Annotated in this window: 21 protein-coding genes and 1 riboswitch; of the genes, 12 read left to right on the forward strand and 9 right to left on the reverse strand. The window is 35.6% G+C overall.

Going from position 1 to position 19,874, the window contains the following annotated elements; all coding sequences use genetic code 11:
• Positions 1 to 24 precede the first annotated feature (24 nt).
• From DYE31_RS01925 to DYE31_RS01955, 7 genes are all read left to right on the forward strand, one after another.
• The gene (locus DYE31_RS01925) at positions 25 to 1,449 is read left to right on the forward strand and encodes an AMP-binding protein (protein ID WP_015901330.1); all 1,425 of its coding nucleotides are present in this window, start codon (positions 25 to 27) and stop codon (positions 1,447 to 1,449) included.
• A gap of 6 nt (positions 1,450 to 1,455) precedes the next feature.
• The gene (locus DYE31_RS01930) at positions 1,456 to 2,604 is read left to right on the forward strand and encodes a thiolase family protein (RefSeq protein WP_015901329.1); all 1,149 of its coding nucleotides are present in this window, start codon (positions 1,456 to 1,458) and stop codon (positions 2,602 to 2,604) included.
• Entirely contained in the window at positions 2,605 to 3,324 is a 720-nt protein-coding gene (locus tag DYE31_RS01935) for a hypothetical protein (protein ID WP_015901328.1), read from the forward strand. It abuts the gene before it with no gap.
• Positions 3,325 to 3,443: 119 nt separating this feature from the next.
• Entirely contained in the window at positions 3,444 to 4,673 is a 1,230-nt protein-coding gene (gene arcA, locus DYE31_RS01940) for an arginine deiminase (RefSeq protein ID WP_015901327.1), read from the forward strand.
• 426 nt (positions 4,674 to 5,099) lie between these two features.
• The gene (gene arcA / locus DYE31_RS01945) at positions 5,100 to 6,335 is read left to right on the forward strand and encodes an arginine deiminase (protein WP_015901326.1); all 1,236 of its coding nucleotides are present in this window, start codon (positions 5,100 to 5,102) and stop codon (positions 6,333 to 6,335) included.
• 279 nt (positions 6,336 to 6,614) lie between these two features.
• A complete protein-coding gene (arcD, locus tag DYE31_RS01950) occupies positions 6,615 to 8,045 on the forward strand; it encodes an arginine-ornithine antiporter (protein WP_015901325.1) in 1,431 nt (476 codons plus the stop codon).
• 280 nt (positions 8,046 to 8,325) lie between these two features.
• Positions 8,326 to 8,997, forward strand: a complete 672-nt coding sequence (locus DYE31_RS01955) for a Crp/Fnr family transcriptional regulator (protein ID WP_015901324.1) — start codon at positions 8,326 to 8,328, stop codon at positions 8,995 to 8,997.
• Positions 8,998 to 9,041: 44 nt separating this feature from the next.
• Here DYE31_RS01955 and DYE31_RS01960 read toward each other — a convergent pair whose 3' ends face one another.
• Positions 9,042 to 9,494 carry an arginine repressor gene (locus DYE31_RS01960; protein ID WP_015901323.1) on the reverse strand — a complete coding sequence of 151 codons (453 nt, stop codon included), beginning with the start codon at positions 9,492 to 9,494 and terminating at the stop codon, positions 9,042 to 9,044.
• A 314-nt stretch (positions 9,495 to 9,808) separates the two neighbouring features.
• Between DYE31_RS01960 and DYE31_RS01965 the strand changes: the two genes are divergently transcribed.
• The gene (locus tag DYE31_RS01965) at positions 9,809 to 10,030 is read left to right on the forward strand and encodes a hypothetical protein (RefSeq protein WP_015901322.1); all 222 of its coding nucleotides are present in this window, start codon (positions 9,809 to 9,811) and stop codon (positions 10,028 to 10,030) included.
• 157 nt (positions 10,031 to 10,187) lie between these two features.
• Here the strand turns inward: DYE31_RS01965 and DYE31_RS01970 are convergent, their stop codons facing one another.
• From DYE31_RS01970 to DYE31_RS01990, 5 genes are read right to left on the reverse strand one after another with little or no spacing between them, the layout of a single operon-like run.
• Entirely contained in the window at positions 10,188 to 11,240 is a 1,053-nt protein-coding gene (locus DYE31_RS01970; protein ID WP_015901321.1) for a ThiF family adenylyltransferase, read from the reverse strand.
• Positions 11,237 to 12,004 carry a thiazole synthase gene (locus DYE31_RS01975; RefSeq protein WP_015901320.1) on the reverse strand — a complete coding sequence of 256 codons (768 nt, stop codon included), beginning with the start codon at positions 12,002 to 12,004 and terminating at the stop codon, positions 11,237 to 11,239. Before DYE31_RS01975 ends, DYE31_RS01970 begins: the two co-directional genes overlap by 4 nt.
• A gap of 1 nt (position 12,005) precedes the next feature.
• Complete coding sequence (gene thiS, locus DYE31_RS01980; RefSeq protein WP_015901319.1) at positions 12,006 to 12,206, reverse strand: sulfur carrier protein ThiS; 201 nt, start codon at positions 12,204 to 12,206, stop codon at positions 12,006 to 12,008.
• A complete protein-coding gene (gene thiO, locus DYE31_RS01985; protein WP_015901318.1) occupies positions 12,190 to 13,317 on the reverse strand; it encodes a glycine oxidase ThiO in 1,128 nt (375 codons plus the stop codon). The genes thiS and thiO overlap by 17 nt, the downstream gene beginning before the upstream one ends.
• A 3-nt stretch (positions 13,318 to 13,320) precedes the next feature.
• The gene (locus DYE31_RS01990) at positions 13,321 to 13,893 is read right to left on the reverse strand and encodes a thiamine phosphate synthase (RefSeq protein ID WP_041613029.1); all 573 of its coding nucleotides are present in this window, start codon (positions 13,891 to 13,893) and stop codon (positions 13,321 to 13,323) included.
• A 68-nt stretch (positions 13,894 to 13,961) separates the two neighbouring features.
• Positions 13,962 to 14,072, reverse strand: a riboswitch (TPP riboswitch).
• A gap of 283 nt (positions 14,073 to 14,355) precedes the next feature.
• Here DYE31_RS01990 and DYE31_RS01995 point away from each other — a divergent pair.
• The gene (locus DYE31_RS01995) at positions 14,356 to 15,201 is read left to right on the forward strand and encodes a trypsin-like serine peptidase (protein WP_015901316.1); all 846 of its coding nucleotides are present in this window, start codon (positions 14,356 to 14,358) and stop codon (positions 15,199 to 15,201) included.
• Between the two features lie 331 nt (positions 15,202 to 15,532).
• Here DYE31_RS01995 and panD read toward each other — a convergent pair whose 3' ends face one another.
• Genes panD through panB form a run of 3 tightly spaced genes read right to left on the reverse strand, consistent with a single transcriptional unit; the run spans position 15,533 to position 17,578 of the window.
• Positions 15,533 to 15,916, reverse strand: coding sequence for an aspartate 1-decarboxylase (panD, locus tag DYE31_RS02000; RefSeq protein ID WP_015901315.1), 384 nt, complete (start codon positions 15,914 to 15,916; stop codon positions 15,533 to 15,535).
• Positions 15,909 to 16,769 (reverse strand): pantoate--beta-alanine ligase, encoded by an 861-nt coding sequence (gene panC / locus DYE31_RS02005; RefSeq protein ID WP_015901314.1) that lies wholly within the window; start codon positions 16,767 to 16,769, stop codon positions 15,909 to 15,911. Before panC ends, panD begins: the two co-directional genes overlap by 8 nt.
• Positions 16,766 to 17,578 carry a 3-methyl-2-oxobutanoate hydroxymethyltransferase gene (panB, locus tag DYE31_RS02010; RefSeq protein ID WP_015901313.1) on the reverse strand — a complete coding sequence of 271 codons (813 nt, stop codon included), beginning with the start codon at positions 17,576 to 17,578 and terminating at the stop codon, positions 16,766 to 16,768. The genes panC and panB overlap by 4 nt, the downstream gene beginning before the upstream one ends.
• A 67-nt stretch (positions 17,579 to 17,645) precedes the next feature.
• On the opposite strand from panB, the gene DYE31_RS02015 reads away from it, so the two are divergent.
• The 3 genes from DYE31_RS02015 to DYE31_RS02025 all read left to right on the forward strand — a co-directional run bounded on the left by DYE31_RS02015 (position 17,646) and on the right by DYE31_RS02025 (position 19,757).
• Positions 17,646 to 18,527, forward strand: a complete 882-nt coding sequence (locus tag DYE31_RS02015; protein ID WP_015901312.1) for an oxidoreductase — start codon at positions 17,646 to 17,648, stop codon at positions 18,525 to 18,527.
• A 249-nt stretch (positions 18,528 to 18,776) separates the two neighbouring features.
• Positions 18,777 to 19,211, forward strand: coding sequence for a hypothetical protein (locus DYE31_RS02020; RefSeq protein ID WP_015901311.1), 435 nt, complete (start codon positions 18,777 to 18,779; stop codon positions 19,209 to 19,211).
• Between the two features lie 78 nt (positions 19,212 to 19,289).
• Positions 19,290 to 19,757: a DUF3106 domain-containing protein gene (locus tag DYE31_RS02025; RefSeq protein ID WP_015901310.1), complete on the forward strand. Its 468-nt coding sequence runs from the start codon at positions 19,290 to 19,292 to the stop codon at positions 19,755 to 19,757.
• The last annotated feature ends 117 nt before the right edge of the window (positions 19,758 to 19,874 follow it).

The following is a 19,874-nucleotide window of genomic DNA, read 5'->3' on the forward strand; positions in this document are numbered from 1 at the left end:
CGATTTCACAAAGAAGGTGAGCACATGAAAGACATATCAAAAGTAATGTTACAGACTGAAAATTCGATATTAATGCGTAATACTTTTGAAAGAAATTTAGAAAAAGAGGCAGCATACATAGAAGAATGGTGTCATACACATCCACAACATTTTAACCAGAGAGTTGGTATCAGTATCGTTGATCCAGTTCGCTTTTTTACTGTGTATCGCGCAGTACAAATAGCTGGGAAGTTGCCTGTAATTTTAGATCCGAAATGGACAAGTGAACAATTTAAAGAAATTTTAAATCATTATGAAATCACGTATCTGATTACAGATGAAGAAAAAGATATTAATCATATCCAACAATTGTCTGTAAAAACTTTAGATGAACATCACAGTAATGAGATGAAGTTATCGAAAATTCAGAGACCGCCTGAAGATATGCTGCATATTGGTTTTACTTCAGGAACTACTGGAATGCCCAAAGCATATTATCGCAATCGTTTTTCATGGGTAGTAAGTTATGATGCCAATGATGCGATTTTAAATGAGGTACCTCCTTCAATCATTGCACCAGGACCACTAGCTCACTCATTAACGCTTTATGCATTGATGTATGCGCATCACCATAGTGTGCCTTGCTACATGCAAACACATTATCATCCAAAACAATTGCTGCAACAATTACAAAACCATTCAGGAGCAGCAGTGTTTTTAGTGCCGTCTATATTAGAACAAATATTGCAGTTTGATGCGACAGAATTATCAAATATAAAGGTTACCTTTTTAACGTCTGGTGCTAAATTAGAACCGCATACTATTGAGAGATTTCAAGAAAAAATACCGCACTCTGAAGTAATTGAATTCTTTGGAACCAGCGAAGCAAGTTTCATTTCTTATCATCGAGTTCATGATTATCAACCACATAATGTAGGGCAATTGTTTAAGGGTGTGACAATTAAATTGAGCGATGATTCTGGAAAGGTTCTTCCCAAGCTCACATCTATAGGACAACTTCATGTACAAAGTGAGATGGTGTTTTCGGGCTATGTAGATGGTGCTCATGTTACTGCCCAAGATGATATTGCGACTGGTGATTATGCAAGAATGACAGAAGATGGTGACTTGATATTAGAGGGACGTGTCAATAATAAATGTATTATTGGAGGGATGAACGTCTATCCTGAAGAGGTAGAGCGAGTTATTATGCAGCATATCCCAGTTAATCATGTCATGGTAGGTGCATTGCCACATTATGAATTAGGTGAAGTGCTGATTGCTTATTACGAAAGTACAGAAACACTTGATATACCCACTGTTAAAAAGAGATTGAGAGCACATCTTGAACGATACAAAGTGCCTATGCGCTGGATTAAAGTTCCGCACATGATATGGACTTCGAGTGGAAAAATAGCACGTCGAGCAATGAAAGAAGAATTTGGACGAAGAAATACTAGAAAAGGGTGAGACGGTATGCAAGAAGCTATGATTATTGAAGCAAAACGGACACCAATTGGACGTTATGGAGGAGCATTGAAACATCTTGAACCTGAAGATTTGTTGAAACCTTTGATTCATGAATTGACTGATTTGCATGAGGATATTCCATCGCATATAGATGATGTCATTATCGGAAATACAGTTGGTAATGGCGGGAATATTGCTCGTAAATCTTTATTGCATGCTGGTTTACCGCAACAAATTCCTGGAATGACAGTGGATCGTCAATGCGGCTCTGGTTTAGAAGCAATCAACTTGGCGTGTCGTTTAATTCAGAGCAGAGCTGGCAGTATTTATCTTGCGGGTGGTGTAGAGTCTGTAAGTCGTGCACCATGGAAAATACAGAAACCGCAATCATTATATGAAAAACAACCGCCAGAGATATATGAACGTGCACCTTTTACACCAACAGAATATGGAGATCCAAGTATGTTAGAAGCAGCAGAAAACGTGGCACAGATGTATCAAATTTCTCGTGAAAGACAGGATGACTGGGCAGCGCGGAGTCACAATTTATATCATCAATACCAAAGTGAGATTGTTCGTGAAATTACACCGTTAAAAGTACATGGGGAAATGCTGGAAGTTGATGAATCACCGAAACAAAATATAACAGCAGAACGTTTAGGACGACTTAAACCTGTATTTCCAGAAGGCACTGTAACTGTAGGGAATGCTTGTCCTAAGAGTGATGGAGCATCGCTTGTCTTAGTTATGTCTGAAACAAAAGCAAAAGAGCTGGGATTAATACCGAAATTGCGTTTTGTAGATAGTGAAGTAGCTGGAGTGAATCCTAAAGTATTAGGTATCGGACCTGTTCCTGCCGCCGAACGTACTTTAGAGCGACAAGGTTGGTCTGTATCGGATTTAGATTGGACTGCATTCAATGAAGCTTTTAGTTCTCAAGTGCTCGCATCTATCGATTTGTTAAGCTTGCAAGAAGCAAAAGTGAACCCTTATGGCGGTGCATTAGCAGAAGGACATCCATATGGTGCGAGCGGCGCAAATCTTGTAGCACGCTTAGTTACAATTCAAAAATATCACCTAGGAAATAAATTAATGGCTGCTATCGGTATCGGAGGCGGTATGGGTATAGCCAGCTTGTTTGAAAGTGTGAAATAGATGGAAACATTGACATTTAAATGGACTGAAAATAATGAACTGCTAGATCCTTTTTACTTAACGAAGATTTGGAATCAATTTGCAGAATTTAAACAATTTGATCATCAAAATATACTTCTGAGAAAAAAGCAAATCTTAAAATGCCGTGCATTGCACGAAGGTCCATCTTATCAAGCTGTGTTAGAGTGCAAAAGCAGACGTGAAGTACGCAGTATGACATATTATCGATATCAATTAAAAATAATAGATGAAAAAGGAAAAGCAATAGAAATTTCAAGTGATTTTGTAGTTGTAGCGCATGCTGTTGAAAAATTTAATCAAACAAGTACTTGTAAAGAGAAATCATATCCTCATTCAAGTGAACTGCAAAAAGAGAATTTGAATAATGATAAGATATTCAAGTTAACAGTAGACTGGAAAAATGTGTTGAAGTACTTAGCAAAAGTTGAAGATGATAACCCTGTACATCCGCAAGTAGGTATCATACCAGGAGATTATATTGCGATGCAGATTATACAACATTGGACTAAAGTGAATAAATATAATGATACAAAAGAAAAAAGTATTATCCATGATTATCAATCTATTAAATTGAAATTTCTGCATCCAATGTATCGCGAAGATCAATTATTTTGTAAAACACAGATTGAAGATAATGGTTTGAGTGTAGAAGTTAATAATCAATATGGTGAAAATTGTATGATATTAACATTTGAGTAGAAGAGAATTATGCTAGTCGTTAAATATATCAAACTTCTTCTCGCCTAACACAAACCTTTATGCATTATGACAATAAATATGCAATATTTGGGTATAAGTTCAAAGGGGAGGTTTTACATATGACAAAGCAACCAATTAATGTAAACAGTGAAATCGGCAGGTTAAAGACGGTTTTGCTGAAACGTCCAGGTAAAGAATTAGAGAATTTAGTACCGAATTATTTACAAAGATTGTTGTTTGACGATATTCCATTTTTAAAAGAAGCGCAAGCAGAACATGACCAATTTGCACAATTGTTAAGAGATGAAGGGGTAGAAGTGCTTTATCTTGAAGATTTAACTGCAGAAAGTATAGCAGATCCGATGGTAAGAGGTCAGTTCATTGAAGATGTACTTTCAGAATCAAAAAAGACAATCCAAGGTCATGAAGAGGAAATACGTAACTTATTCAACTCACTCACAGATCAAGCACTTGTAGAAAAAGTAATGGCAGGTGTTAGAAGAGAAGATATACAACTTGAAACATCACATTTAACAGAATATATGCGACATCCATATCCATTTTATATGGATCCTTTACCTAACCTTTATTTTACAAGAGATCCACAAGCTTTTATTGGTAATGGTGTTTCTGTGAATCAAATGCATTGGTCGGCGAGACGTCGTGAGACATTATTCATTGATTATATCTTGAAGCATCATCCAAGATTTGCTGATGCAGATATACCTATTTGGTATGACCGCCATATGCCGTATCAAATGGAAGGCGGCGATCAATTAGTACTTTCAAAAGAAGTATTAGCAATCGGTATTTCAGAACGTACTTCTGCACCTGCTGTTGAAGAGATTGCGCGTAAAATTTTTGAACAACCGAATTCGACATTCAAAAAAGTTATTGCAATCGAAATTCCGAATACACGTGCATTCATGCATCTTGATACAGTATTTACAATGATTGATTACGACAAATTTACTATACATTCTGCTATTCAAGAGATGAGTGATCAATTCAGCATCTTTATTATCGAACCTGATGGTGATGATATTAAAATTACAAAATCAGACTCATTAAAAGAAACACTTGAAGAGGCATTGCATATCGAGAATGTTGAACTGATTCCAACAGGAGACGGCGATCCGATTATTGGACCGCGTGAACAATGGAATGACGGTTCTAATACACTGACAATCAGACCGGGTGTAGTGGTAACCTATGATCGAAATTTTGTATCTAACCAGTTACTACGTGATAAAGGAATTAAAGTACTTGAAATCAAAGGAAGCGAATTAGTACGTGGACGCGGGGGTCCGCGCTGTATGAGCCAACCTATTTATAGAGAAGATATTTAAATATTCACTGTCACCTAAACAAGGTGGCAGTTTTTTATGTTTGTGGGTACAAGAGTTTATTTGACACACTAACAGAATTATTTTTAATCAAACGCATTAAGTTATATGCAAAATAAATTAATATTCATTGTATAGGAGTGATAACACGTGTTAATACAGTCACATTCCAATGTTGATTCTTACATTATGAATATATTCTCTAAATAATGAATAAAATACTTTTTAAAGAAATTAAAACTGTAAAAGTGATGGATATACCTACGATTATGCATAAAAAGGAGTGAATATTGTAGGGTTTATACAAAATTATGCAATGAATAAATTTAAGAGTGTGAAAAATACAACATCCTTTATGTGATTTTAATCACATGAGAAGTGTTTGCAAGGGCTTACAATGTAGACAAATAGAACAAGGAGGTTTCACAAATGAATGAACATCCAATTAAAGTAAATAGTGAGATCGGAAAATTGAAAACGGTGTTGCTTAAACGTCCTGGTAAAGAATTAGAAAATTTAGTACCTGAGTATCTTGGCGAATTATTATTTGATGATATCCCATACTTGAAAGTAGCCCAAGAAGAACATGATAAATTCGCTCAAACGCTTCGTGATGAAGGTATAGAAGTTGTTTATCTTGAAGACTTAGCAGCAGAAGCAATTGAAGAGCCAGAAGTGCGCAAACAATTTATCGAAGATGTTTTAGCGGAATCTGAAGAAACTTTATTAGGCCACGAAGATGCGGTGAGAACATTATTCGAAGACTTAGATAATAAAGAATTAGTAGAAAAAGTAATGTCAGGTGTGCGCAAAGAAGAAATTCCTTTAGAGAAAGAACACCTTATAGAATACTTAGATGATTCTTATCCATTCTACATGAACCCAATGCCAAACTTGTACTTCACTCGCGACCCGCAAGCATCTATCGGCAATGGTATGACAATTAATAGAATGTATTGGCCAGCTCGCCGTAGAGAATCTATTTTCTTCACATATATTTTAAAACATCATCCACGTTTCAAAGATGCAGACGTGCCGGTGTGGTTAGATCGTAATTCACCATACAATATTGAAGGTGGAGATGAATTAGTATTATCAGAAGAAGTTGTAGCAGTGGGCATCTCAGAAAGAACATCAGCGCAAGCAATTGAAAGATTAGCAAGACATATTTTTGCTAACCCTGAATCTAAAATCAAAAAAATCGTAGCAATTGAAATTGCGAATACAAGAGCTTTCATGCATCTCGATACAGTATTTACAATGATTGATTACGATAAATTCACAATCCATTCTGCTATTGAGAAAAAAGGTGACGATATGAATATCTTCACTATCGAACCAAGTGATGACGGTAAAGATATTAAGATTACTAAATCATCTAATTTAAAAGAAACATTAAAAGATGCTTTAGGTTTAGATGAAATCACTTTTATCCCAACTGGAGATGGAGATCCGATTGTCGGTCCGCGTGAACAATGGAATGACGGTTCTAACACATTAACAATTCGTCCAGGTGTTGTTGTCACTTATGATCGCAACTATGTTTCTAACCAATTATTGCGTGATAACGGTATTAAAGTAATCGAAATTACAGGTAGTGAATTGGTTCGCGGTAGAGGGGGCCCTCGTTGCATGAGTCAACCGTTATACCGTGAAGATATCTAATTTCAAAGTGGCAGCTTGGCTTTAAATGAAATGGATTGCATCAATAGAAGTAATTCGAAGTCTTCATTTAAAGTCTTGCTTCCAATCAATAATACTGCTTTGAAAATAAATCTAAACGGCGGCAGTCGATAAATAGCCCGTATACTTTTGAAGACCGCACGAAAAACTATTAAAGCAGTATGCGTCAAAAATTTAATAAATTGACAACACATGCTTAGCAGCTAGAAAATTATGATTTTCACTTCTTTTATAGCTGCAAGTATTAAAGGAGTTTTGAAAATGAGCGAACAATTAGAACAAAATAAACTCAGTAAAACAGCTTTAATCGGTTTGGTCATTGGTTCGATGATTGGCGGCGGTGCCTTCAACATCATTTCAGATATGGGCAGCAATGCCGGCGGATTAGCGATTATTATTGGCTGGATTATTACTGCAGTTGGTATGATTTCACTAGCATTTGTATTCCAAAACTTAACAAATAAACGACCAGATTTAGATGGCGGAATATATAGTTATGCACGTGCAGGTTTCGGTGACTTTGTTGGTTTCTCTAGTGCATGGGGATACTGGTTTGCCGCATTCTTAGGAAACGTTGCATATGCGACATTGCTGATGTCAGCAGTCGGCAACTTCTTCCCGATATTTAAAGGTGGAAATACACTTCCAAGTATTATTGTGGCCTCTATCTTACTTTGGGGTGTACATTTCTTGATATTACGTGGTGTTGAAACAGCCGCGTTGATTAACAGTATAGTAACAGTTGCGAAGTTGATTCCAATCTTCCTGGCTATCGTATGTATGCTGGTAGCATTCCATTTTGACACTTTTATGGCAGGTTTTGCAGGTATGAAAGGCAACATTACTTTACCACTTAACTTTTCAAATATTATGGAACAAGTAAAAAGCACTATGTTGATTACTGTTTGGGTATTTACAGGTATTGAAGGAGCAGTTGTATTCTCAGGTCGTGCCAAAACTAAAAAAGATGTTGGTACAGCAACAGTTATTGGGCTTTTACTTGTGTTGATTATTTACTTCTTGTTAACAGTACTTGCACAAGGTGTAATTGAACAAGGACATATTTCACAATTAGATCAACCATCAATGGCTTCATTACTTGCTCACATTGTCGGACCTTGGGGTTCAACGGTTGTTAATATCGGTCTGATTATCTCAGTGCTCGGTGCATGGTTAGGTTGGACACTCCTAGCTGGAGAACTTCCTTTCGTTGTAGCAAAAGATAAAATGTTCCCTAAATGGTTCGCAAAACAAAATAGTAACGGCGCACCAGTAAACTCATTATTAATCACCAATATATTAGTACAGCTCTTCTTAATCAGTATGTTATTTACAGAAAGTGCTTATCAGTTCGCATTTTCACTCGCATCAAGTGCCATATTAATTCCATATGCATTCAGTGCTTTCTATCAATTTAAATATACGATTCAAGAAGATCGTAAGAGTCACGTTCAATTAGTTATCGGTATCATTTCATCAATTTATGCGATATGGCTCATTTACGCAGCAGGCGTGGACTACTTGTTGTTGACAATGTTGCTTTATATACCAGGACTTTTCGTATATTACACTGTTCAGAAAAATAAAGGTCAAAAATTAATTACACGTGATTATGTATTAATGGGCTTCATTGTTCTTTTCGCAATTATAGGTATTATCCGATTAGCAACAGGTGCGGTTAACGTATTTTAGTACTTGCCTAGGTTAAAGGGTTAATTCTAAAAAATAAATTATTAATATGATTGTGGAAAGACATTGGTTTCAAGATAGAAATAATGTTTTGAAGCAATCATATTTTTGTAAAAAGAACTTTTTGAAAATGGATGAAAATGTTCTGCTTCAGGGTGAAGTGATGCAATTCCTATGTTAGCTGCTGATTATGATACAATGAAATTGTTGAATCAAACAAACTTATTTAATTGCAGGAACACACATCCATTTACAAATAGACAGAGAGATGAGGTGAATGTGTATGAGCAAAGTAACAGAGAATTACCAATCATCTATTCAAACATTATCTAAAATTTTAGAAGTGCCATCAGGACTGCTCGTTCCTCATCTTTCTGAAATTTATGTTCGGAATTATGAAAAGGGACAAGTCATTTATTATCAAGGTTCAGAAGCAGATAGTATTTATTTATTAATTGAAGGCTACATTTCTCGTGAACAGTTGAATGAAAATGGCGATAACTACTTAATGTTGAATCGTGATAGTACACTATTTCCAATCAACCATCTTTTCGAACAAGATCATTACGAGGAGACTTGCACAGCACTGACCGATGCGTTGATTGTACGTATACCTAAAAATCTAATTGAATATTTGAGTAAAAATAATGAAGATACTTTTGTAAAAATATTCAAGTTGTTGCGTCGTGAAGAACAAGTATGTATGAATCGCAATATGGCATTGATGGGACGTAATGCCGAACAAAAAGTTGTTAATACCTTACGTACACTTTGCGATACGATCGGTGACGACCAAGGTGCATATTATGAAATAGATAAAGTGATGACAGTGACATTGCTGAGTAGTTTGGCAAGTGTATCCAGAGAAAAAGCCAGTCATGTTGTCAGGGATTTAAGTAATAAAAATCTCGTGTTAAAAAATTATCAGACTTGGACTATCAGCAAGTCGTTATAAAAAATGAGCAGTTGTCTTATTTTATGGACAACTGCTCATTTTCATTAAGTTTCTAATAAAAGGTATTTTACATATTCAGCTTCTTCTGGTGATTTTAACAGCACCATAATGACATCATTGCCACTTACTGTACCTAATACATGCGGCAATTGCATTTGATCAATACAATAGTTGATTGTACGGGCAAAGCCGGGTTCTGTTTTAATTAAGATATAACTATCTTTGACAATAATTGAATTAACACTATCTTGTCGATATTTTTTGAATGCTTCACGATAGCTTTTGGCAGAATTTTTTTCTGGTAATACATAATATGATTGATTCGCGCCATTTGGGACTTTCGTGACATTGAGATACTGCAAGTCTTTTGCCACAGTTGTCATACTGAAAATCAAATTATATTGTGCCTCCAAAATTTCTGATAACTCACGAACAGTCGAAATTTTATTGTTTTTTAGTAATAATTTAATTAATTCAAGACGTTTTTCTTTGTCCATACCGTCATCCCTCAAATTTATAATTATACATTATTATTGTATTCTATAAGTTGATTGAACTCAATCGTTAGTACCCATATTTTTGAAATTTTAATACTTTATGCGAAAAGTTATTGCGTAAAAGGAGTTGTTGAAAACTAGTTCTTTTTTGGGGAAAATACACTTTATATTGGTGTTGTATATATGTGTAAAGTACATGTATCGACGACCGTAACTATACTATTTAAAAACACAATTAATCTATATAAATTTTAACGATTATGATAGAATAGTATAAATAACATAATCAAATACATCATAGGGGGTGCATCAAGATGATTATATTCATGGAAATTATGGTTATCACCATTATTGCTTTGGTTTTGGAAGAACGCATGACGAAAAATGGAAAATCAACAAGAGCACAATGGTTTAAAAGAATGGCAACAATAGGGGGAATTGTTGTATTAATCACAATAGGGGTTTCATTTGTACAAAATATTGATGCAGTAATAGCAGGATTTAAAGAGGGTTATTCAAATTACGATGGTTTTTAATATATAATGATGAAAGTCAGAAGATAAGCTCCCTATACAACAGACACTAAGAACGTGAATGCTGTATAGGGAGCTTTTTGTGTAGGGCATTAAATTAACTTAGTATATTTTAAATAATAAGAAAAGGTGATTTTGTTATCAACTCGATTATTGATTTCTATTTCATGGATTTTAATAATTGTTGATATAATTTTTCTGCGTGATTGTCATTCTCTATTCCATGTACATTCATGCGTCCATCTTTAAACAACGTCGCTGAATGACCCTCAATATTCAGTAATTTTACAAAGGCATTGGACTTTAAAATATTGCCTGGGAAAAGCACTGCATTTTCAAAATGTTGAGGTTTGAAACGAAATACATAAGTATCACCGCAACTGCCTTCTATCCATTTGGGTTGGGCAATACCAAGGCGTTCGTACTCACCGTTACCGCATAAAGGGCAATCAGGATTTCGTAAATGACTGACATCGATACTTTGTTGTTTTATATTAAAAGGCTCAACAGTAATTAATTTACCTGAAAATCTTTTGCCGGATAAATAGCGCATGACTTCAGCGATTTGATAACTGACCACTTGCATGATAACAGGTGGAATGACACCATTAATTGCGCAACTTTCTGCGGTTTCAGGTGTTTCTTGCATTAGACAGCGTAAACATGGTCCAGTGAAATCAATCGCATAAATGGATCCTTTTCCTCCTACTGCCGCACCATAGACCCATGGTAAATGGAGTTTATGGCACACTTCATTAAATAAAAAACGTATCGCAAAGTGATCCATCCCATCTAGCAGTATATCTGGTGAAGCATCTTTAATCATATGCTCAATATTCGTAGGTGTGATTTCTTGATAAATCGGGTAGATTTCAACATTTGAATTAATTTGTGATAATTTTTCTGCCAGTGCATAAACTTTCGGTTGCATTTCTATTGCATCATTTTCATCATAGAGCGCTTGACGATGTAGATTAGATATTTCTACGATGTCCATGTCTACAATGGTTAATTTACCGATACCCATGCGTACTAATTGTTCTGCTAAATGACTGCCTAATGCGCCAGCACCCATTACCATGATATGGGCATTTTCTAAAGCTTTTTGTCCATCGTTGCCAAAAGGAGTATAGCGTGTTTGACGACTGAAGCGCTCATCTGAGCGTATGTTATTATTAGAATTTTTCTCAGAATGATGCGCGTTATCTATCATAAGAAGCCAAGTCCTTCACTTGGGCTAGAAGCTTGTGCAGTATATTTCACTGGTATACGGCCAGCTTCATAACTTAATCTTCCAGCTTCGATACCTAATTTCATCGCTTCAGCCATTTTAACTGGGTCTTTTGCACGTGATACTGCAGAATTTAATAATACCGCATCTGCACCGAGTTCCATTGCTTCAGCAGCATCTTTTGCAGAACCGATACCCGCATCTACAATAATTGGGACATTTGCATTTTTGACAATATAACTAAGATTCAATGGGTTATTAATACCACGTCCAGTTCCAATTGGAGAAGCTAGAGGCATCACAGCATGTACACCTAATTCCTCTAGACGTTTTGCTAAAACAACATCTTCAGCAATATATGGACAAACGATATAGCCGCGTTCTAATAAAATTTCACAAGCTTCATATGTTGCGATTGGATCAGGTAGTAACGTTTCATCATCACCAATGATTTCGACTTTAATCATATCGCATACACCTGCGTGTTTTGCAATTTCAGCAATACGGATTGCTTCATCGACTGTTTTGGCACCAGCAGTATTCGGGAATGTTACAAAATCTTTCAAATTCACATTTGCTAATGGATTCGGTAAATTTTTATCATATAAATTCATACGACGTACTGCGAAAGTTAAGACATCTGTACCAGAAGCTTCAATCGCTTTTGTTTGAATTTCTTCATTATCAAATTTACCAGTTCCTAATAATAATCTTGATTCCATTTCATATGGTCCTATTTTCAACATCTTATCCGCCTCCAACAAATTCTAATAGTTCTAATCGATCATCTTCACGTACAATTTGATTTTTGAAATCGTCGCGTTGAATTAAATTTTGATTATGTTCTGCAATGACACGTTTTGGATCTAGCTCTAGTGATTCCAAAATGTTTTGGATACTGAGTTCTTCATCAAACGTAAATGGATCGCCATTAATGATGCACTTCATGTTTTTCCCTCCTTAATTTAAAAGGTGCTAATTCTTCTGGTCGTTCATCTGTTTTCAACCATTCTGCCATCAGCTCTCCGATAATCGGTGACAGCAAGATGCCATTACGATAATGACCCGTGATTACCCAAAGACCAGGATTCGTTTCATCCATAATCGGTTGTTCGCCTTGTGTCCATGGTCGTACACCTGACCAATACTTTATTTCACGACTGCTTGCAAGTTCCGGAACACGTTCAATCGCTTCTCGCAATAGCCATTCTTTACCTTCAGTACTAACACCTACGGAATAATTATCGAAGTAACTTGTAGCGCCGATTAAAAAACGATTCGGCGGTTTAGGCACAATATAGCAACCGTTAGTCATAAACAGTGTTTGTTTTAAATCTAAATCTTCATTTTCTACTAGTAAGACTTCGCCTTTGACTCCGCTGACTCTTTCTTGTATTTCAGAATCGGGTGCTAAAAATCCTGCCCAAGCTCCTGCAGCAACTACCACTTTCTCAGCTGTTAATTCACTCATTTCATTTTCATGTTTAATCGAAACGGTATAATGATGATCTTCATGTTTTATATTTTCTACATTGGTATGATTAAAACGTATTACTGCACCATCTGATTTTAGCGAAGCATGTAAGGCTTTTGTATAATGATTGGCATTAATTTGATGGTCATGGGGCACAAACATCATGGCTTCAGAACTTTTGACCAAGTAATGCGTCAATTCACCTAAATCTGTATTACTTAAATCTTGAACATCGTCATCATGTTGATGCAAAAATTCATATTGCTGATGCAAAGCATCTATGTCTTTTTCGTTTGTCGCAATTTTGATAAGTCCGTTTTGCTGATATTGGATGTCGATACCAGTTTCTTTTTCTAAGGCTATGCTTAAATCATTAAATTTTTCTCGTGATTTTAAAGCAAGCCGGAATAAAGGACTGTCTTCTTTAAATTCATTTTGTGCACCTAGCATACCTCCGGCTTTATAAGAAGCATGCTGTCCTTCAATATCACGATCAATTAATGCAATTTGCATACCGCTATCTTTTAAGTGACGGGCAATTGACATTCCAATTACACCTGCACCGACTATAATTAAATCAAACATTTTTTACTCAGCCTCCTTTGCTGAACGAATGGTCTCTAAATCCTGTTCTCTGAAATATGATATTGCAGCAATGCCTGAAAATTCTTTTGGTACAAGATTTAATGTGTCTGCATTTATGCCACCTAATGCAATAACTGGAATATTGACATTTAATACTGACTCGATTTCAGAATTTGTCCTTGGTGCTTTTCCTGGTTTGGATTTAGTTTTGAAAAGATGGCCGAACAGGATATAGTCCAAGTTATGTGCTTTAGCTGTTTGAGCATTTTGGGTGTTATGTGAAGACATACTGACACAAACATCAGGGTGTTCTGCTTTATAGTTGTACGCACGTTCATCTCCTTCACGAAAATGAATGGCATTCAAACTAAGTTTTTGTAGTAAGTCGGTGTCGGTATGGATTGTAATTTTGTCTTTAGGAAAACCTGCTTGAATTAAATTTTCTATGAACTTTGTTAATTCATCTTGTTCCATTGGCGTTCTGAAAATCAATGTATCAATCACTGATTCGATTTCTATATAGTGTATTAAATCTTGTTGGGTTAATACGCGATAGGGCGTTATCGCAACATACATATTAAATACCTTCTTCGATTTAGCCACAAAAAAAGCGCTGTTTCCATATAGGAAAACAGCGCATCAAAAAGTGCAATACGCCACTTTCCTACGCCAGTATGAACTGGATCAGGTTCCAAGAATTTTCTCATCACTATGAGAATCTCAGCCTGTATGAACAGGCACTTCCAGTGGACTTATTGTTATTTTTTCTTTGTTAAGTAATGCGAGAAAGTGCACTAACAAATCGTGTAGCGAAGTATTAATGCAATATATTCATAATCTTAAACCGCATCACCATTACTTTACAAAATCATCATAAAGGAAGTAAGAAGAAAAAGCAACAGGTAAAGAGAAGAGAGTTTATCAAGATAATTTAAATTTTGAAATAGATTGTATTATCTTTCTTTTAAAAGTAAAATGAACTTAGCATTCAATACAACATAATTCATTACTAAATTAATAATAAGGGGCAAATTAAAGATGAAAGTTAAAAGTTTTAAAGTAGGAATGTCAGCAGTTTGTGCTGTTGTTGGTTTTTCATTTTCAGGAATGAGTGGGGAAGAAGCGCATGCGGCTGGAGACTATTACTATAATGGGATGGCAAGCAACAATGAGGCGACAGCTTATCCGAAAGCTAAGAAAATCTCAAATAGCAGCTTAGACATTCATCATATTTCAAATACAATGAATACGAAATATAAAGCGGTAGGAAGAGTAAGTAATAAAGATGGTTGGAAAGGTTTAGGTAAAGACAGTATGGGAACTGGTACAGTTATCGGCAACTATACTTTCATTACTAATGCACATGTGATTGATACTGCGAAAGGTTCTGCAGCTAATCCCAAATATATTTCATTCGATATGGCAAGAGATGGATCTAGAAAACCTTATACTTTTCATGCTACAAAAGTCGTGAAAGTACCGAATGCAGATGTTGCTTTAGTATATACAAAAGAAAAGATGTCTCAGTATGCAACACCATTAAAACTAGCTTCAAACGCACAAATTAATGGACTGAAATATAACACGAAATTATATTCTGTAGGTTACCCTTGGCAGAATGGTGACAATACAAAGACACATTGGAGCAGTTACCGCTTCATCCAAAAATCTTCTAACGGCACTGAATTACAAACGAAAGATAAATTCCGTGCAGGTGCATCAGGTTCACTGATGGTCAACGGCAATTATCAAATCTTCGGTTTACGAACATACGGCTATAATTTATGGGCAAATTCAACAACGAATTACGCCAAAGTAGAAATGGCTGGCGGCGAAGCGATGAATGGTGCAACAGGCAATTTCGTTCGTACACATATTAAATAATAGAATTCAAAAAAGCCTTTGCTGAAAATTTATAGCAAAGGCTTTTTGTTAGAAACTGTATATACTTTTATCATTTCGACGATAGGAAGCTGCATCGTTGTGTGGTTTACATATTGGTTGAACCATCGCAACGAAGACGACGATAACCACCAATAATACCGAAAAGAACCCCTTACTACGCCACTAGTAAGGGGGGTGGTATGCCATAATGTTGTTGTAATTATTATATTTTATTTACCTTCAATGCACAAGTAGTATATAAACAAGTGCATATAAAGTTGTTTTAAGTGCCCAAATATAACTACAGATAATTTAAAATGGTCATCCTTAATTACAACACAACTGTATTTTCCTTTTCATGAATCATTTCAACGATTTCATTCTTCTCATTCATGACAGCTACTTTAGGTGCATGATCTGCAATTTCCGTTTCGTTTAATTGTGCATATGTCATAATGATGACAACATCATCCACTTCAACAAGACGTGAAGCAGCACCATTCAAACAAATTTTACCGCTTCCACGTTCCCCTTTAATCACATACGTCTCAAAACGTGCACCATTATTATTATTAACAATCGCTACTTTTTCATTCGGTAAAATATCTACCGCATCTAAAATATCTGCATCTATCGTAATACTGCCCACGTAATTCAAGTTTGATTCAGTCACACGTGCGCGGTGAATCTTAGCATTCATCATTGTTCTAATCAATTTCTTCATCTCCGATTATAAGATTATCTATCAAGCGTGCTTTAGAAAATTTAACTGCGAGCGAGATGAAAATACGACCTTCGATGTGATGCTGCTCAACAAGTTCAGGATAACTGTAAACGGCAACTTCATCAACATGACCGCTTGTATGCGATTCTAAATAAGCAGTGACCGCTTCTACAATTATTTTACTCTCTCTTTCGCCTTCGCGATAGAGTTTTTCGGCAAGCTGCAAACTTTTTTGCAAAGCAGGGGCTTCTTGCCGTTCTTGCTCTGTCAAATACACATTGCGCGAACTTTTAGCTAAACCATCGTCTTCACGTACAATATCTTGCCCTACAATCTCAATAGGATGGTTGAAATCTTGAACCATTTTTTCGACTATCGCAAGTTGTTGGGCATCTTTTTTACCGAAATAAGCACGATCAGGCTGTACGATATTAAAAAGCTTGTTTACAACAGTGACAACACCATTGAAGTGGATAGGGCGCTGTGCACCTTCTAAAACTTCAGCCAATTTGCCGACTTTTAACGCTACTCCGATTTCATCAGGGTACATCGCTTCTACACTTGGATGAAAGACATAATCGATCCCAGCAGATTCAGCCGCTTTTGTATCTTTTTCAATATCACGCGGATAAGCATCATAATCTTCACCAGGTGCGAATTGAAGCGGATTCACAAATACACTCGCTACACTCACATCATTCTCTTTAACCGAACGACGCATCATTGTTAAGTGGCCATCATGCAATGCACCCATTGTAGGAACAAATCCGATAGATTTGCCGTCATGTTTAAAATCATGTGCAAGACGCTGCATATCTTGAATACTAGTAATTACTTCTGTCATTTATCTAATTCCTCCAAGATTTGTTTCTTATACGTATAAGCTTCTGAAGGGAAGTCACCTTCGCGTACTTCTTTATGATATTGCTGCAACGCTTCAATACCGTTTGAAAAATCTCCGTATTGCTTCACAAATTTAGCACGATGTTCTTGACCGTAATTCAACATATCATGATAGACCAATACTTGGCCGTCTGTACCTTTACCAGCACCGATACCGATAACAGGAATATCTAAACGCTCAGAAATTAACGCAGCTAAATCACTCGGTACAGCTTCAAGTACCAACATCACAGCGCCCGCTTCTTGGACTGCTTCAGCATCTGAAATCAGTTGTTTTGCTGCTTCTTTTGTAGAACCTTGCATCTTATACCCCATGATTCCGACACTTTGAGGTGTTAAACCTAAATGAGACACAACAGGAATACCCATTGCTGAAGCTTTCGTAATAAAACTGATTAAATGTGCACCTTCAGCTTTGACTGCATTGGCTTTTGTTTCTTGATATAAGCGCAGCGCATTTTCTAAGTCTTTTTCGTCGCTAATACCCACTGTACCAATCGGCAAATCGACGACTACAAATGTATTTGGAGCACCACGACGTACTGCTTTTCCATGATGAATCATATCGTTTAAAGTGACTTGTACAGTACTATCATAGCCAAGTACGGTCATACCTAAAGAGTCGCCTACCAAAATAGTATCAATTTCAGCAGCTTCAGCTTGTTTAGCACTTGGATAATCGTATGATGTCACCATTGTTATTTTTTCGCTGTTCTTCTTCATATCAAATAAATTGCTTAATTGTTTCATTTCATCATATCCTTTATTTAATATAACGATATAATAACACAAATAAAGAAATTTCGAGATGATTTAAGTGGAACTACAATATGGAATTATCGGACCAGGCGCAGTCGGTACAACAATTGCTTATGAACTTATGCGTACCTTCAATTCAAATCAAGTACACTTGTTTGGAAAAAGAGAAGGAAAGGTCCTTTATCAACAAAGAGATACAAAAGAAGAAGCAGTTATTGAGACTGAAACTTTAGCACGATTCAATGACACATTGGACGTACTCTTTATAGCAGTTAAAACGCATCAATTAGATCGTGTAATTGAACAAATGGAACATGTGATTGAAGATGATACAGTGATTATTTTGGCGCAAAACGGTCATGGTCAAATTGAAAAAATTGACCACCCTCATGTATATCAAACGGTTGTTTATATCAGTGGACAAAAAACGGATGAGGGTGTTGTACATTTCAGAGATCGCATTTTGCAGCTGCAAGAAGATGAATATACTGCTGAACTTGTTGAGCAATTAGAAGATACGCGTTTGGAGTTTCAACTTCAATCACACATCGAAACGTATATTTGGTATAAATTGCTCGTTAACCTCGGTATTAATTCAGTCACTGCAGCGGGAAGACAAACTGCTTCGATTTTAAAAGTTCCGGAAATCCGCAATTTATGTCGTAATTTATTAGAAGAAGGACAAAGAATAGCAGAAGCTGCAGGTATTGTGTTACCAGAAACAATCGTAGAAGATATTATGAAAATATATGCAGGGTATCCAGATGATATGGGAACGAGTATGTATTATGACATTATCAATGGTGCACCTTTAGAGGTGGATGCAATTCAAGGATTTATATATCGAACAGGGCAATCTTTGGAACTCTACACACCTTATTTAGAGACCATCTACAGCATTTTAGCAGCGTCTGAGAATGGAAAAATAAATCAGAAATAAGGTGAGATTTTGCTCGCAATTTCTCTGTGAATTTTGTATGATATTATTAATTTAATTCGATTGTAAAAGATAAAATAATTGTGTTGATTGAAAGATGATGAAAGGTGGTTGAAAAACGATGAGTAAGGTAGAACGTAAGTTGATTTTAAAATTGAATATGAATTGCGTGATGCCTTCTTAGTGATTTAACTACCTAATTTTGCAGGCACTTCACAAAGTATAAAACACCTTAAGAAAGAAGGAAACAGCATGAGTGCACAACAAAATAGCCATCAAAGCAGCGCACAAAATTCAGCAATCGTCACAAGATTAGATCTTTTAGAATTAAGAATGACACATTTGGAAGAAAATGAAGATACTAATTATCGTCTTTTGAGTACAAAAATTAACAGTTTTGAAAAAGAAAATGAAAAAGAGCATAAACGTCTGTATGAAAAAATTGATGCTATTGACGAAAAAATAGAGAAATTAGATGCAAAGATAGACAATAAAATAGAAAGTCTAGATTCAAAGATTGATAATCTAGAATCGAAAATGAACAAAAAAATAGATGATCTTGAATCGAAAATAAACAATAAATTTGATGGATTTAAGAAAGACTTGAAGTGGGAATTAGGTTTAGGTGCTACTATCGTGACAGCTACTATAGCTCTCATTAACGTAGTCCAACATTTCTTATCTTAATGTAAAAGCAAATTCGCATACTCAACTGTAAGTTAAATGCTTAACGTTCACAATGACATTAAGAAAGAAGGAAACAACATGAACACACACTCAAACAATCAACAAAGTAACACAAAACATTCAATCATTATTAAAAGATTAGACCGATTGGAAACAGATTTTCAAAATTTTAAAGAGGCTAGAGAAAACAATTATTGTATGTTAAATCAAAGTATTGATGGATTCAATGAAACAAACAGCAAAGAGCATCAACAGGTATATAAAACAATAGATGAATTCAAGGAAACAAACTCTAAGGAACATCAAATGATACACGAGCGTATCGATGAGTTTAAAGCATTAAACAGCAAAGAACATCAAATGATATTCAAATGCATAGATGATGTGAAAGAAAGTGTTAAAGATGTAAAAGAAAGTGTCAATGACTTAAAAGACAGCTTCAAGGATTTGAGAAAAGATTTAACTTTGATGCTCTCTATAGCAGTAGGTTTTACTGGAATTTTTTCAACAGTGATAGGTATAGTGCAATATTTATTGATTAAATAAGCATTGTTGATAACTGGGTTAAACATAAAACAGTATATGGGTTGAAGATTAAATTTAAAAGCAAGCTGAGCAGAGGAAAAAAATGCCTCTGCTTTTTCATTATTATCATTTCACGAG

The organism is Staphylococcus carnosus (assembly GCF_900458435.1).
GTDB classification, from domain to species: domain Bacteria; phylum Bacillota; class Bacilli; order Staphylococcales; family Staphylococcaceae; genus Staphylococcus; species Staphylococcus carnosus.

Excerpts from the sequence above, each read along its gene's own strand:
- DYE31_RS01925 (WP_015901330.1), top strand. The coding sequence starts at position 25 with ATGAAAGACATATCAAAAGTAATGTTACAGACTGAAAATTCGATATTA.
- DYE31_RS01930 (WP_015901329.1), top strand. The coding sequence starts at position 1,456 with ATGCAAGAAGCTATGATTATTGAAGCAAAACGGACACCAATTGGACGT.
- DYE31_RS01935 (WP_015901328.1), top strand. The coding sequence starts at position 2,605 with ATGGAAACATTGACATTTAAATGGACTGAAAATAATGAACTGCTAGAT.
- arcA (WP_015901327.1), top strand. The coding sequence starts at position 3,444 with ATGACAAAGCAACCAATTAATGTAAACAGTGAAATCGGCAGGTTAAAG.
- arcA (WP_015901326.1), top strand. The coding sequence starts at position 5,100 with ATGAATGAACATCCAATTAAAGTAAATAGTGAGATCGGAAAATTGAAA.
- arcD (WP_015901325.1), top strand. The coding sequence starts at position 6,615 with ATGAGCGAACAATTAGAACAAAATAAACTCAGTAAAACAGCTTTAATC.
- DYE31_RS01955 (WP_015901324.1), top strand. The coding sequence starts at position 8,326 with ATGAGCAAAGTAACAGAGAATTACCAATCATCTATTCAAACATTATCT.
- DYE31_RS01960 (WP_015901323.1), bottom strand. The coding sequence starts at position 9,494 with ATGGACAAAGAAAAACGTCTTGAATTAATTAAATTATTACTAAAAAAC.
- DYE31_RS01965 (WP_015901322.1), top strand. The coding sequence starts at position 9,809 with ATGATTATATTCATGGAAATTATGGTTATCACCATTATTGCTTTGGTT.
- DYE31_RS01970 (WP_015901321.1), bottom strand. The coding sequence starts at position 11,240 with ATGATAGATAACGCGCATCATTCTGAGAAAAATTCTAATAATAACATA.
- DYE31_RS01975 (WP_015901320.1), bottom strand. The coding sequence starts at position 12,004 with ATGTTGAAAATAGGACCATATGAAATGGAATCAAGATTATTATTAGGA.
- thiS (WP_015901319.1), bottom strand. The coding sequence starts at position 12,206 with ATGAAGTGCATCATTAATGGCGATCCATTTACGTTTGATGAAGAACTC.
- thiO (WP_015901318.1), bottom strand. The coding sequence starts at position 13,317 with ATGTTTGATTTAATTATAGTCGGTGCAGGTGTAATTGGAATGTCAATT.
- DYE31_RS01990 (WP_041613029.1), bottom strand. The coding sequence starts at position 13,893 with ATGTATGTTGCGATAACGCCCTATCGCGTATTAACCCAACAAGATTTA.
- DYE31_RS01995 (WP_015901316.1), top strand. The coding sequence starts at position 14,356 with ATGAAAGTTAAAAGTTTTAAAGTAGGAATGTCAGCAGTTTGTGCTGTT.
- panC (WP_015901314.1), bottom strand. The coding sequence starts at position 16,769 with ATGACAGAAGTAATTACTAGTATTCAAGATATGCAGCGTCTTGCACAT.
- panB (WP_015901313.1), bottom strand. The coding sequence starts at position 17,578 with ATGAAACAATTAAGCAATTTATTTGATATGAAGAAGAACAGCGAAAAA.
- DYE31_RS02020 (WP_015901311.1), top strand. The coding sequence starts at position 18,777 with ATGAGTGCACAACAAAATAGCCATCAAAGCAGCGCACAAAATTCAGCA.
- DYE31_RS02025 (WP_015901310.1), top strand. The coding sequence starts at position 19,290 with ATGAACACACACTCAAACAATCAACAAAGTAACACAAAACATTCAATC.